Annotated in this window: 12 protein-coding genes; 3 read left to right on the top strand and 9 right to left on the bottom strand. The window is 72.5% G+C overall.

Annotated elements, in window-relative coordinates; translation table 11 throughout:
• Positions 1–95 precede the first annotated feature (95 nt).
• Both ACVWWH_RS00250 and ACVWWH_RS00245 read right to left on the bottom strand, forming a co-directional pair.
• On the bottom strand, positions 96–1061 hold the full coding sequence (locus ACVWWH_RS00250; protein WP_457315208.1) for an NAD-dependent protein deacetylase: 966 nt from the start codon (positions 1059–1061) through the stop codon (positions 96–98).
• Entirely contained in the window at positions 1030–1260 is a 231-nt protein-coding gene (locus ACVWWH_RS00245) for a DUF3073 domain-containing protein (protein ID WP_066500221.1), read from the bottom strand. Before ACVWWH_RS00245 ends, ACVWWH_RS00250 begins: the two co-directional genes overlap by 32 nt.
• 286 nt (positions 1261–1546) lie before the next feature.
• Between ACVWWH_RS00245 and ACVWWH_RS00240 the strand changes: the two genes are divergently transcribed.
• Positions 1547–2077 (top strand): hypothetical protein, encoded by a 531-nt coding sequence (locus ACVWWH_RS00240; protein WP_457315207.1) that lies wholly within the window; start codon positions 1547–1549, stop codon positions 2075–2077.
• 25 nt (positions 2078–2102) lie between these two features.
• On the opposite strand, the gene clpB is transcribed toward ACVWWH_RS00240, so the two are convergent.
• Positions 2103–4742, bottom strand: a complete 2640-nt coding sequence (clpB, locus tag ACVWWH_RS00235) for an ATP-dependent chaperone ClpB (RefSeq protein WP_066500229.1) — start codon at positions 4740–4742, stop codon at positions 2103–2105.
• A 162-nt stretch (positions 4743–4904) separates the two neighbouring features.
• Between clpB and ACVWWH_RS00230 the strand changes: the two genes are divergently transcribed.
• A complete protein-coding gene (locus ACVWWH_RS00230; RefSeq protein WP_457315206.1) occupies positions 4905–5813 on the top strand; it encodes a DUF4031 domain-containing protein in 909 nt (302 codons plus the stop codon).
• A gap of 53 nt (positions 5814–5866) precedes the next feature.
• On the opposite strand, the gene ACVWWH_RS00225 is transcribed toward ACVWWH_RS00230, so the two are convergent.
• The 6 genes from ACVWWH_RS00225 to ACVWWH_RS00200 all read right to left on the bottom strand — a co-directional run bounded on the left by ACVWWH_RS00225 (position 5867) and on the right by ACVWWH_RS00200 (position 11158).
• Positions 5867–6394, bottom strand: coding sequence for a 2'-5' RNA ligase family protein (locus tag ACVWWH_RS00225; RefSeq protein WP_457315205.1), 528 nt, complete (start codon positions 6392–6394; stop codon positions 5867–5869).
• 20 nt (positions 6395–6414) lie between these two features.
• A complete protein-coding gene (locus tag ACVWWH_RS00220; RefSeq protein WP_447419869.1) occupies positions 6415–7008 on the bottom strand; it encodes a YceI family protein in 594 nt (197 codons plus the stop codon).
• A gap of 80 nt (positions 7009–7088) precedes the next feature.
• Entirely contained in the window at positions 7089–7487 is a 399-nt protein-coding gene (locus ACVWWH_RS00215; RefSeq protein WP_457315204.1) for a YccF domain-containing protein, read from the bottom strand.
• Between the two features lie 123 nt (positions 7488–7610).
• Positions 7611–8090 carry a pyridoxamine 5'-phosphate oxidase family protein gene (locus tag ACVWWH_RS00210; protein ID WP_066500239.1) on the bottom strand — a complete coding sequence of 160 codons (480 nt, stop codon included), beginning with the start codon at positions 8088–8090 and terminating at the stop codon, positions 7611–7613.
• An 89-nt stretch (positions 8091–8179) separates the two neighbouring features.
• On the bottom strand, positions 8180–9883 hold the full coding sequence (locus tag ACVWWH_RS00205) for a DEAD/DEAH box helicase (protein WP_457315203.1): 1704 nt from the start codon (positions 9881–9883) through the stop codon (positions 8180–8182).
• Positions 9884–10093: 210 nt separating this feature from the next.
• Positions 10094–11158 (bottom strand): Lrp/AsnC family transcriptional regulator, encoded by a 1065-nt coding sequence (locus ACVWWH_RS00200; protein ID WP_457315202.1) that lies wholly within the window; start codon positions 11156–11158, stop codon positions 10094–10096.
• 90 nt (positions 11159–11248) lie between these two features.
• On the opposite strand from ACVWWH_RS00200, the gene ACVWWH_RS00195 reads away from it, so the two are divergent.
• On the top strand, positions 11249–12472 hold the full coding sequence (locus tag ACVWWH_RS00195; RefSeq protein ID WP_457315201.1) for a M20 metallopeptidase family protein: 1224 nt from the start codon (positions 11249–11251) through the stop codon (positions 12470–12472).
• Positions 12473–12481: the final 9 nt, after the last annotated feature.

The following is a 12481-nucleotide window of genomic DNA, read 5'->3' as shown; positions in this document are numbered from 1 at the left end:
TCGTCGCGTTTCCGGCGTTTCGGGTACGAAGGCTCGTACCCGAAACGCCGTTGTGCCGACGAGATGCGTACCCGAAACGGAAGTGGGTGGGGGCGTCAGAGGGCGCCGCTGAGCTCCCCGAGGGCCTCGCCGATCTCGGCGCGCCAGCGCCAGGCAGCCCGGGAGTCCCCGCGTGAGGGCCCCTGGTTGACGATTCCCACCGGCTTGTGGTCGCGGGCCGCGTCGAGCACGAACCGGAACCCGCTCATGACCGCCAGCGACGAGCCCAGCACGAGGAGGCCCCGCGCAGCGGCGAGCATCGCCGTCGCCCGTTCCTTGCGTTCGGCCGGCACGCCCTCGCCGAAGTACACGACGTCCGGCTTGAGCATGTCCGAGCCGCAGACGAGGCAGGGGACCATGACGAAGCGCGCCACCCAGCGGGAGTCGAGCTCCACGTCGCCGTCCGGATTGACCGTGGCGGGATCGTGGGCGACGGCCTCGGCGTAGCCGGGATTGGCCTGGGCGAGCCGCTCGTCGAGGTTGGTGCGGCCCTCGAGGTTGCCGCAGTTGAGGCACACGACCCGGTCCAGGTCGCCGTGGAGCGCCACGAGCTGCTGAGTGCCGGCCGCCGCATGCAGCCCGTCCACGTTCTGCGTGACGACGCCGGCCACGTGGCCGGTCGCTTCCAGCCGCGCGAGGAGCCGGTGGGCCCGGTTGGGCTCCGCCCGGTTCAGGTGCCGCCAGCCGATGTAGCTGCGCGCCCAGTAGCGGTGCCGCGCGGCGGGATCGTGGCGGAACTCCTGGTAGGTCATCGGACGGTGCTTGCGCCAGGACCCCTGCGGGCCCCGGTAGTCCGGGATGCCCGACGCCGTGGAGACCCCGGCCCCGGTGAGCACGAGCACGCTGCCGCCGCGCAGCATCCCGAGGATCCCCTCACGGGCGACGTCGGGCGGCTGGGGTGCGGCGTTCTCGGTCACCTCGCGGGCGATGGACCGCAGTGCGGCGGCATGCGCTCCGGCGACGGCCGGATGCTCGAAGGGGTTCAGGGCCTCAACCGATCCGGCGAGAGTCCTCGTCCTCATCCTCGTCGGCAAACTGATCCGCGTACTTGTCCTCGTAGTCCGAGTAGTCCGGCTCGGGGTTGTCCGCGTAACGGTGAGACGAGTGGCCGCCCTGCGAGCCGAGTTCCCGCTCGAGAGCTGCGTAGTCAGTGCTCGGGCTGTAGTACTTGATGTCCCGGGCCTGCTTGGTTGCCTTAGCCTTTTGACGGCCGCGCCCCATGGCGTGACCCCCTCTTTTGCGTCGTCCCGGAGGTTGTCGCGAAGGCACGTTCGCGAGGCCCCGGAGTGTCTGATCAATTTGTCGTAGGTCTAGACTACAGGTAATTGCGCCGTTCCGCGTATTCGCTCGGCGCTGGCCACTGGCCGTGTGAGCTACAAGGAAGCGAGCCCAGTGCATGAGCACGTCCAACGTCCCTGATGCCCCGCGCCGCGAGGATTTCCCGCCCCCTCCCCCACGTCCCGCGCGCTCCCCGATGACCGCGGCGATGCCGTCCGTTCCGGCTGAAATGGCTGCGGAGCCGGTCCCGGAAGAGCCGCTTCCCGAGGAGCCGCTGCCCGAGGAGCCGAGCGCGAGGAGGCGGCAGGCGCGCCGGAGGCGGAGGCGCCCGGCGGCCTGGATCGTTCTCGCGGCCGCCGCGGCCGTGGGCCTCATCATCTGGGGCATCGCCGCCCTCTCGGGGATCGGCAGGCCCGCCTCCGTCGAGGCCACCGCCTACGCCAAGGGCGACTGCTTCGCAGACTTCGACGCCACGGCCGCCTCCGGCGAGAGAGTCCCGTGCACGCAGGCCCACTCCGCGCAGCTGGTCGGGGTCGAGAAGGCCGCCGACAGCGAGGCCTACCCGGGCCGGGACGCCCTCGAGCAGCGCGCCGGGCAGCTGTGCAAGGCCTCCGAGGTGAAGCTGCCCCAGGACATCAGCGCCCTCAAGCAGCGCTCCGCCTACCCGAGCGAGGACGGCTGGAAGTCCGGCGACCGCCGGATGGACTGCTACATCGTCAGCACGAACGGCAACACGCTGACGACGTCCTTCCTCCCCTGATCGCCGGCCGCCCGGCCCTGAGGCCCTACTGCACCGCGGGTTCCTTGCGCTTGACGCTCAGCCCGCTCGTGGCCCCGGTGAGGTCCTTGAGGTCGACCTCGACGTCGGCCACGTCCACGAGGACGGTGTCGCCGTCGGAAATCTCGCCGGCCAGGATCTCGCGGGCGAGCCGGTCCCCGATCTCGCGCTGGACGAGGCGGCGGAGCGGCCGCGCCCCGTACGCGGGGTCGTAGCCGGTCATCGCGAGCCAGGCACGGGCCCCGTCGGTGACCTCGAGGGTGAGGCGGCGCTCGGTGAGCCGGGCCTGGAGCGAGTCGACCTGCAGCTCGACGATCTTGGACAGCTCGTCGACCGAGAGCGCGTCGAACATGATGACGTCGTCGAGCCGGTTGAGGAACTCGGGCTTGAACGAGGCGTTGACCACGCCCATCACGGCCTCGCGCTTGGAGCCCTCGCTGAGGTCCGGGTCCACGAGGAACTGGCTGCCGAGGTTCGAGGTGAGCACCAGGATCACGTTGCGGAAGTCCACGGTGCGCCCCTGCCCGTCGGTCAGGCGCCCGTCGTCGAGGACCTGCAGGAGGATGTCGAACACCTCGGGGTGCGCCTTCTCGACCTCGTCGAGGAGGATGACCGAGTACGGGCGCCGCCGCACAGCTTCGGTCAGCTGGCCGCCCTCCTCGTAGCCGACATATCCGGGAGGGGCGCCGACGAGCCTGGCGACCGCGTGCTTCTCCGAGTACTCGCTCATGTCGATCCGGACCATGGCGCGCTCGTCGTCGAACAGGAAGTCCGCGAGGGCCTTGGCGAGCTCGGTCTTGCCGACGCCGGTGGGGCCGAGGAACAGGAACGAGCCGGTGGGACGGTTCGGGTCGCTGATGCCGGCCCGCGCCCGGCGCACGGCGTCGGAGACGGCCTGGACGGCTCGGCTCTGGCCGATGAGCCGCTTGCCCAGCTCCTCCTCCATCCGCAGGAGCTTCTGGCTCTCGCCCTGGAGCATGCGCCCGGCGGGGATGCCGGTCCACGCGGAGATGACCTCGGCGATGTCGTCCGCCGTGACCTCCTCCGCCACCATCTTCGCGCTGCCGAGCCGGTCCCCGGCGGCCTCCTCGGCGGAGGCCTCGGAGAGCTCGCGCTCGAAGGTCGGGATCTCGCCGTACAGGATGCGGGAGGCCTCGGCGAGGTCGCCCTCGCGCTGCGCCTTGTCCGCGAGTCCGCGCAGCTCGTCGAGCTTCGCCTTGAGGTCGCCCACCCGGTTCAGGCCGGCCTTCTCTGCCGCCCAGCGTGCGTTCAGCGCGGCGAGCTGCTCCTTCTTGTCCGCCATGTCCTCGCGCAGGGCGGCGAGGCGCTCGACGCTCGCGGCGTCCGTCTCGCCCTCGAGGGCGAGCTCCTCCATGGTGAGGCGGTCGACGGCGCGGCGCAGCTGGTCGATCTCCTCCGGCGCCGAGTCGATCTCCATGCGCAGGCGGGACGCAGACTCGTCGACCAGGTCGATCGCCTTGTCCGGAAGCTGCCGGCCGGAGATGTAGCGGTTGGACAGCGTGGCGGCGGCCACGAGGGCGGAGTCGGCGATGGCCACCTTGTGGTGGGCCTCGTAGCGCTCCTTGAGGCCGCGCAGGATGGCGATGGTGTCGTCCACGCTCGGCTCGCCCACGAACACCTGCTGGAACCGGCGCTCGAGGGCGGCATCCTTCTCGATGTTCTCGCGGTACTCGTCGAGCGTCGTGGCACCGATGAGCCGCAGCTCGCCGCGGGCGAGCATGGGCTTGAGCATGTTGCCGGCGTCCATCGAGGAGTCGCCGGTGGCGCCGGCGCCGACCACGGTGTGGATCTCGTCGATGAAGGTGACGATCTGGCCCTCGGAGGCCTTGATCTCCTCGAGGACGGCCTTGAGCCGCTCCTCGAACTCGCCGCGGTACTTCGCGCCCGCGACCATGGAGCCGAGGTCGAGGGAGATGAGGGTCTTGCCGCGCAGGCTCTCCGGGACGTCCCCGGCCACGATCCGCTGGGCGAGGCCCTCGACGACGGCGGTCTTGCCGACGCCGGGCTCCCCGATCAGGACCGGATTGTTCTTGGTGCGGCGCGAGAGGACCTGGATGACCCGGCGGATCTCGGAGTCGCGGCCGATCACGGGGTCGAGCTTGCCGGAGCGGGCCACGGCGGTGAGGTCGGTCCCGTACTTCTCGAGGGCCTGGAACGTGTTCTCGGGGTCCGGGGAGTCCACCTTCCGGTCGCCGCGCACCCCGGGGAGGGCTGCCTTGAGGGACTCGAGCTGGGCGCCGTTGTCCCGCAGCGCCTTGCCCGCAGCGCCGCCGTCGGCCGCCAGGCCGATGAGGAGGTGCTCGGTCGAGACGTAGGTGTCCCCCATCTGCTCGGCCTGCTGCTGGGCGGCCTGGATGACCTGCAGGCCCTGCCGGCTCAGCTGGGCCTGGGCCACGGTGCTGCCGGAGCTGGCGGGGAGCGCCTTGATGGCCATGCTCGCGGCAACGCTGACGGCGTCCGGGTCCGCGCCCGTGGCCCTCAGGAGCGCGACGGCGACGCCCTCGCGCTGGTCCATGAGCGCCTTGAGGAGGTGGACGGGCTCCACCTGGGGGTTGCCGGCGGTCGAGGCGTTCATCGCCGCCGCAGAGAGCGCCTCCTGGCTCTTGGTGGTGAATTTGACGTCCACAGCAAGCTCCCTTCCCACAGGTTCCGCATCCATCCAACCGCGCCTTCTTCACGAAGGTCAACGCATTTAACCTGAGTGTAAGCGACTCAAGTCTTGGGAACAAGTCGACGGCGCCCCCGTCCGCCGCGACACGGGGGCACCGCGGGGTGGATGCTGGTGCCCATGGCGATCCTCATCGACTCCCCCATGTGGCCGGCCCACGGGACAGTCTTCGCGCACCTGGTCTCCGATGCCTCCCTCGCCGAGCTGCACGTCTTCGCCGCGGCGGCGGGGATCCCGGAGCGAGCCTTCGACGAGGACCACTACGACGTCCCGGAGCGCCGCCACGCGGACCTCGTGGCACGCGGGGCCCGGGAGGTGACCGGGAGGGACCTCGCCCGGGCCCTCATCGCGTCCGGCCTGCGGGTGCCCGCACGCGAGCGGTCCAAGGCCCTCGAGCTTCCGCTGGCCCAGCGCTGGGAGGCGCTCCTCCCGGGCCGGGAGGGGCTCGGGCGGGAGCTCTTGACGCGCTGGGCGGAGCCGCACCGGCGCTACCACACGCGCGCCCACCTCTTCGCTGTCCTCGGGGCCCTCGGGACGATTCACGACGGCGGCACCCCGCCGCGCGCCGTCGTCCTCGCCGCGTGGTTCCACGACGCGGTGTACCGCGCCCCGGCGGCGGGCAGCGCCGAACCGGGCCGGGACGAGGAGGAGTCGGCGCAGCTGGCCGAGGCCAGACTCGCCGACGCCGGGCTCCCGCCCGCGGAGGTGGGCGAAGTGGGGAGGCTCGTGCGGCTCACCGCGGGGCATGCGCCCGCAGCGTCCGACGCCGCGGGGCAGCTCCTGTGCGACGCAGACCTCGCCGTGCTGGGCCGGGACCGCCACGGATACCGGCGGTACGCCGCGCAGGTCCGCGCCGAGTTCGCCCACGTGCCGGACGAGGCGTTCCGCGCCGGCCGGGCCGCGGTCCTCGAACAGCTCCTCGGGCTCGACCCCCTCTTCCATACGGACTCCGCTCGCAGCCTGTGGGCCGGCCGGGCCCGGCACAACCTGCGCGCGGAGCTCGACGCCGGTTCGTGGCTGGGACGCTGAGCCTCGGCCGCTGAGCCTGGGCGACACCGGGGCGACACCGGGTCAGGGCCCGGTCACGGCCACGCCGCGAGCGGCACACGCCAGTCAGTGTCGCCGTCCGGGGCCATGTCGACCAGTGCCACGCTGGCGAGCGTGACGACCTGGCCCGCGTGGACGCGGCGCTCGCCCTGAACTGACACGTGCGGCCTGAACCCCTGCCCGGTGTGCTGGGGGCTGTGGATCCGGCCGCCCACGGCGGCGACGGCCTCGCGGAGACGGTCGTGGAGCGCCTGGAGGCCGGCGTCCGGCTCCACGAGGGAGACCCGGACCCGGCCGCGGTAGCCGAAGTCGGCGTCGGCGCCGATCCGCACGCGCAGCGGGAGGGCCGCACCGGATGCGGCAACGGCCCCGGCGACCGCCGCGTGGGCGGCCGCCGGGGCCGTGTCGAACCGGAGGAGCGTCACATGCAGCGGCCAGTGCCGCTTGCCGAAGCGCTGGCCGATCCCGGTGGGGTCGACGAACGCCACGGCGACGAAGGGGTGGGCGGGGGCTGCGTCCGTGGACGCGCCGGCGGCCTCGGCCGGCTCCCCGTCCTCGCCCACGCCAGCCGCCCCGGGGTCGGTCAGGCCTGCTGGGCCTGAGCCTGCTCGGCTCCGCCGGCGTCCGCCGCGGACTTGATCGCGGAGATCTCGAACTCGAGCAGGATCCGGTCGGAGACGAGGACGCCGCCGGAGTCGAGCGCCGCGTTCCAGTTGACGCCGAAGTCCTTGCGGTCGATCCGGCGCGAGCCCTCGAAGCCAGCCCGCATGTTCCCGAAGGGGTCGGTCTCGATGCCGATGAACTCGATGGGGACGGCGATCTCCTTCGTGACCCCGCGGATCGTGAGGTCGCCGTTGACGATGAAGCTGTTCTCCTCGACCTGGTCGATGCGCTTGGAGACGAAGGTGATCTCCGGGTAGTGCGGGGCATCGAAGAAGTCGTTGGTCCGCAGGTGCTCGTCCCGCTGGGCGTTGCGCGTGTCGATGCTCGCCACCTTGATGGTGACGCTCACGGAGGAGTTGGTCGGCTCATCGACATCGACGTTGATGACGCCGTCGACGTCGTTGAACGCGCCGCGCACCTTGGTGACCATCGCATGGCGGGTCGAGAACCCCAGGCGGGTGTGGGCGGGGTCGATACGCCACTCGCCGGCGAGGGAACTGTCGAGTTCGGGCATGGGTGCCTCCTTGTCGGATACAACTTATAGTGCGCTCCCCCCAGGATCCAGACGAGAATACCCCGCCCGGACGCCCCCACTCAGCGCGTGTAGCTCGCGAGGAGCCGCCTGCTCGGGACGATCTCCTTGCCCAGCGGCATGAGCGAGACCGGGATGAGCTTGAGGTTCGCGATCGCCAGCGGGATCCCGACGATGGTGGCCGCCATCGCCAGGGCGGTGGCCACGTGCCCGATCGCGATCCAGATCCCCGCGACGAGGAGCCAGACGATGTTGCCGAGCGCCGATGCGGCGCCTCCGCGCCCGGTGTCCACGACCGTGCGCCCGAACGGCCACAGCGCGTAGGAGGCGATGCGGAAGGAGGCGATCCCCCAGGGGATCGTGACGATCAGCGCACAGCAGGCCACGCCCGCGAGGAAGTAGCCCAGGGCGAGGGCGAAGCCGCCGAAGATGAACCAGATGAGATTCAGGATGGTCTTCATGGACACCAGTCTGCCCCGCGGGGCCGCGGGCCTGTAGCTGCCACGCATCCGCGGTTCCGTCTCGCGTGGCGCGGTGCCGAGCGGGGCCACGATTCGTGTGGTCCTCCCGCTTGGCGGCCGGGGCTACTCGGACTGGGCCCGGCGCACGCCGGTGAACTGGGAGACCCAGTGCGAGGGGTCCGCGACCGGGAACTGGCGGCCGGTGATCTGGGACGGCACGATCCGGACGAAGAAGGCCTTCTCGCCCGACTGCCAAGGGAAGAGGGGCAGGGAGACGGCCTCGACGATCTCCGCGGTGTCGAGCACCGGCTCGAGGGCCCCGTGGACCACCACGGACCACGCCTCGTTGAGCTCCGGTTCATAGCCGTCCACCTCGAAGACGACCTGGAGGCGGCCCAGCGATGCCGCGAGCTTGGTGCCCGGCGCGGTCCGGAACAGCACGGTCCCGCGGTCCACGAGGTAGTTGATCGGGAACAGCTCGAGGCGCTCGTCGGAGCTGAACGCGATCCGCCCGACCACCATGGTGCGTGCCCGCTCCCACGCGTCCTCCGGGGAGAGGCTGCGGACGCCCTCGGACGGGGCAGAGGTCTCGTGGCTGCTCATGCAGCCAGTGTACGCACGCGGCCGCCGCGGGGATCAGTGCCCAACGGCCCCGTGCCGCGGGGCGCCCGGTGCGCCCCGCGGCGTGCGGTTCAGCGGCTGTTGGAGGCGGGGGCGCTGGCGCGGCGCGGGCCGCGCCGTCCCCGGCCCTGGCTGCCCTGGGCTCCGCCGCGCTGGCCGGACGCGCCGGCGCCGCCGCCGTAGCTTCCGCCGGACGTGCCGCCCGTGGTCGAGCTCCACACGGGGGCGCTGCCCCCGTTCGGCTGCTCGGCGCGCTTCTGCCCGCGGGGCTGCTGGCTGCGGCCCTGCTGGCTGCGGCCCCGCCCCGTGCCCTCGGCCGGGCCGCGCGAGCGCTGGCCGCGCCCGGACTGGCTCCCGCCGGACTGGCCCCCACCGCTCTGGCCCTGGGCGGCCGGAACGTCATTGCGGTGACCGGCGCCGCCGGTTCCGCGGCCGCCGCGGCGGGCGACGTCGTCGTGCGCGGCGGACGGCGCGGCCGAGCCCTGGCCCGAGCCGCGGCGCGAGCGCTTGCGCTGCGCGTTCGAGCCGGTGGACCGGCCGCCGCCCTGCTGCGGCATCTTCGCGGCCACGGCGGCGGCGCGCTCGGCCGGGTCGACGTACTCGGCGCGCTCGCCGACGAGCGCGAGCACCTCCGGGGAGGAGGACGTCACCGGGGTCACCTCGACCTTGACGCCCGCGTCCTTGAGGAGCTTGCGGACGTCCTGCTTCTGCTCGGGCAGGACGATGGTCACCACGGTGCCCTCGGAGCCTGCGCGGGCCGTGCGGCCCGAGCGGTGCAGGTAGGCCTTGTGCTCGGCGGGCGGGTCCACGTGGACCACGAGCTCGACGTCGTCCACGTGGACGCCGCGCGCGGCGACGTCCGTCGCGACCAGCACGCTGACCTCGCCCGAGGAGAAGTCCGCGAGGTTGCGGTCGCGGGCGTTCTGGGACAGGTTGCCGTGGAGGTCCACGGCAGGGATCCCGGACTTCGTCAGCTGCTGCGCGAGCCGCTTGGCGTGGTGCTTGGTGCGCATGAACAGCACGCGGCGGCCCTTGCCCGAGGCGAGGACCTCGATGAGGTTCTTCTTGCTCGCGGCGTCGGCCGTGAGCAGGACGTGGTGCTCCATCGTGCTCACCGCGGCCTGGGGCGCGTCCACGGAGTGCGTGAGCGGGTTCTGGAGGTAGCGCTTGACGAGCTTGTCCACGCCGTTGTCCAGGGTCGCCGAGAAGAGGAGGCGCTGGCCGCCCTGGGGGGTCTGGTCGAGCAGGCGCTTGACCACCGGCAGGAAGCCGAGGTCCGCCATGTGGTCCGCCTCGTCGAGGACGGTCACGTCCACGTCCGCGAGGGAGACGAGGCCCTGGCGGCCGAGGTCCTCGAGACGGCCGGGGCAGGCGATGACGATGTCGACGCCGGCCTTGAGCGCGCGCTCCTGGCGCGCCTGGGAGACGCCGCCGTAGATCACGGTCGTGTTCAGCCCGGCGGCCTGGGCCAGGGGCTCGACGGTCGCGTTGATCTGGGTCGCGAGCTCCCTCGTGGGTGCGAGGACGAGCCCGCGCGGGCGGCCCGGGGTGCGGCGGGCGCCGCCCGCGGTGTCCGCGAGGCGGGCCACGAGCGGCAGCGCGAAGGCGATGGTCTTGCCCGAGCCGGTGCGGCCGCGGCCGAGGACGTCCCGGCCCGCGAGCGTGTCGGGGAGGGTCTTGGTCTGGATGGGGAACGGCGTCTCGATACCCTGCTCCGCGAGGACGCGGGTCAGGGCGGTGGGCACGCCGAGGGAAACGAAGGTGGTGTCAGCCATAGCTGTGAAGAACACTCCAGCGTCGGATCGGCCCCACGCGCCAAGCCGGCACGAGGGGGTCGCCGAGGAAAGGGAGCCTGGCCTCGCCGCGGGTCCGGGCGGCGCCCCATCCGGGGCGCTCGCGTCCGGGCGCGGGGCCTGTCAACGCGTTCATCGACGCAGGTGCGACGGGCGCACCGATCTTCCAGTCTACACTGTCGGCGGCTCCGCTCAGTCGAGCCCCGCGGGCATGGCCTCCCGCGGCATGGCCACGCGCCCCTCGGCGCGCCCGTCGGCACCGAGCAGGACGCCCATCCTCTTGGTCACACGGAGGAGCACGAGGCTCTCGAGGAGTTCAATCCCGGGAACCTTCTCCTGCAGGGCGAGTTCCGCCGTCATGACGTCGGCGACGGAGCGGAGCCACATCGTCACGAGGAAGTTGGCCTGGCCCGTGATCGAGGCCGCGAGGCGCACCGAGCGCAGCGACCGGACGGCCGCCGCGGCGGCGGCGTGCTGCCCGGGCGGAACCCGCGCGTACCACGTGCACGTCACCGGGAAGCCGACGGCGTTCTGCGCGACGTCGCACCGGAACGCGATGAGGCCCGAGCCGAGGACGCGGGCGAGCTGGCGCTGCACGGTGGACGGGGTGCGCCCGAGCTCCTTGGCCATCTGGGCCGCCGTCGCCCGGCCGTCCCGCGCGAGGAGGGGCAGGAGGTCGCGGGCCGCCGGGGAGAGCGGCCCCTCGGCCGCCCCGCGCGCGGCGAGCTCTGCGAACGCCGCCGACTTCTTCGGGCCGAGCGCGGCGATCCGCCACGAGTGGCCGGCCTGGTGCAGCCTGCTCCCGAGCGAGGTCTGCACCCGCTCCACGCCGGGAATGGCGAGGATCGCCGGGGCGACGCGCTGGGCGTAGTCGGCCAGCGTCGCGGTGAAGACGGTGAGGACGCAGTCGTGGTGGCCGGCCGGCAGCTCCACCGTCTGGACCTCCGGGATGGCATTGAGGGCTTCGGCGACGGCGGGGGTGCTGCCCGGGGCACAGTCGACGTCGACGAAGGCGAGGGTCATCTCCGTGGGGTCGCCGACTCCGTAGCAGGTGATCCACGCCAGGCCCTGGGACTCGATGCGCTCCCACCGCGCCGCCAGCGTGGCCGGGCGCACCCCCAGGATCCGGCCGGCGTCCTGCCACGTGACCCGGGGCGCGATCTGCAGGGCGTTGATGAGCTCGAGGTCGGCCTCCGAGAGCTGGTCCGTTGCCCGGGGCCCTGCATATTTCTGACTGTCTCGGGGAGAGTTCTGCATGATGCTGCCGAATCTAGCCCTCTGAGGCGCCCGGAGCGACACACTGGTCAGCATCGACCGCCACGTGGCGCACGTCACAGGAAAGGAACCATGGACCTCATCGCTGATGCCCGCAGCCTCCAGGACACGCTGACGGAGTGGCGGCACGCCCTCCACGAGGAGCCCGAGATCGGGCTCGACCTCCCGCGCACGCAGGAGAAGGTCCTCTCCGTGCTCGACGGCCTCGGCCTGGAGGTCTCGACCGGCACGGACACGACGTCGGTCACCGCCGTCCTGCGCGGCGGGGCGCACGAGTCCGCCCAGGCGGTGCCCACCGTGCTGCTGCGGGCGGACATGGACGCCCTTCCGGTCCAGGAGCGCACGGGCGCTGCCTTCACCTCGAGGATCGACGGCGCGATGCACGCGTGCGGCCACGACCTGCACACCTCGATGCTGCTCGGCGCGGCGACGCTGCTCGCCGATGCCCGCCACCGGCTCGCCGGGGACGTCGTCTTCATGTTCCAGCCCGGCGAGGAGGGCTTCGACGGGGCCGGGGTGATGCTCCGCGAGGGGGTGCTCGACGCCGCCGGGCGCCGCCCCGACGCGGCGTTCGGGATGCACGTCTTCTCCTCGATGGCCCCGCACGGGACGTTCGTCACCCGTCCGGGCGTCATGATGAGCGCCTCGGACGGCCTGTTCGTCCGGGTCCTGGGTGCGGGCGGCCACGGATCGGCCCCGCACTCGGCCAAGGACCCCGTGACGGTGGCCGCGGAGATGGTCCTCGCGCTCCAGACGATGGTCACCCGCCAGTTCGACATGTTCGATCCGACGGTCGTCACGGTCGGGCGGCTCGCGGCCGGGACCAAGCGCAACATCATCCCGGACACCGCCGAGTTCGACGCCACGATCCGCACCTTCTCGGACGCCCACCGCGAGCGCATGCAGACGGCCATCCCCCGCCTGCTGACCGGAATCGCCCACGCCCACGGCCTCGACGTCGAGGTCCGCTACGAGGCCGAGTACCCGCTCACCATCACGGACACCGCGGAAACCGAGTTCGCGGAGGCCGCCGTGGCCGAGCTCTTCGGCGGCGCGGCCGGCCGGCACGCCCGCCTCGCGCAGCCGCTGAGCGGGTCCGAGGACTTCTCGCGGGTCCTGGCCGAGATCCCCGGCAGCTTCATCGGGCTCAGCGCCGTCCCCGCCGGCGTGGACCCGGGCACCGCCGCGTTCAACCACTCCCCGTACGCGACCTTCGACGACGCCGTCCTCGCCGACGGCGCCGCCCTCTACGCGCACCTCGCCTTCTCCAAGACCGCCCAGCTCGCTGGCCGCTGACCACCCCCA

The organism is Sinomonas sp. RB5, assembly GCF_054063535.1.
The sequence above is the reverse complement of the archived record's forward strand: the minus strand, read 5'-3'. Positions and strand labels throughout refer to the sequence as shown.

Coding starts and splice junctions, on each gene's coding strand:
- ACVWWH_RS00205 (WP_457315203.1), bottom strand. CDS start 9,883: ATGGCTGACACCACCTTCGTTTCCCTCGGCGTGCCCACCGCCCTGACC.
- ACVWWH_RS00195 (WP_457315201.1), top strand. CDS start 11,249: ATGGACCTCATCGCTGATGCCCGCAGCCTCCAGGACACGCTGACGGAG.
- ACVWWH_RS00230 (WP_457315206.1), top strand. CDS start 4,905: ATGGCGATCCTCATCGACTCCCCCATGTGGCCGGCCCACGGGACAGTC.
- ACVWWH_RS00250 (WP_457315208.1), bottom strand. CDS start 1,061: ATGAGGACGAGGACTCTCGCCGGATCGGTTGAGGCCCTGAACCCCTTC.
- ACVWWH_RS00220 (WP_447419869.1), bottom strand. CDS start 7,008: ATGCCCGAACTCGACAGTTCCCTCGCCGGCGAGTGGCGTATCGACCCC.
- ACVWWH_RS00210 (WP_066500239.1), bottom strand. CDS start 8,090: ATGAGCAGCCACGAGACCTCTGCCCCGTCCGAGGGCGTCCGCAGCCTC.
- ACVWWH_RS00240 (WP_457315207.1), top strand. CDS start 1,547: ATGGCTGCGGAGCCGGTCCCGGAAGAGCCGCTTCCCGAGGAGCCGCTG.
- ACVWWH_RS00245 (WP_066500221.1), bottom strand. CDS start 1,260: ATGGGGCGCGGCCGTCAAAAGGCTAAGGCAACCAAGCAGGCCCGGGAC.
- ACVWWH_RS00200 (WP_457315202.1), bottom strand. CDS start 11,158: ATGCAGAACTCTCCCCGAGACAGTCAGAAATATGCAGGGCCCCGGGCA.
- ACVWWH_RS00215 (WP_457315204.1), bottom strand. CDS start 7,487: ATGAAGACCATCCTGAATCTCATCTGGTTCATCTTCGGCGGCTTCGCC.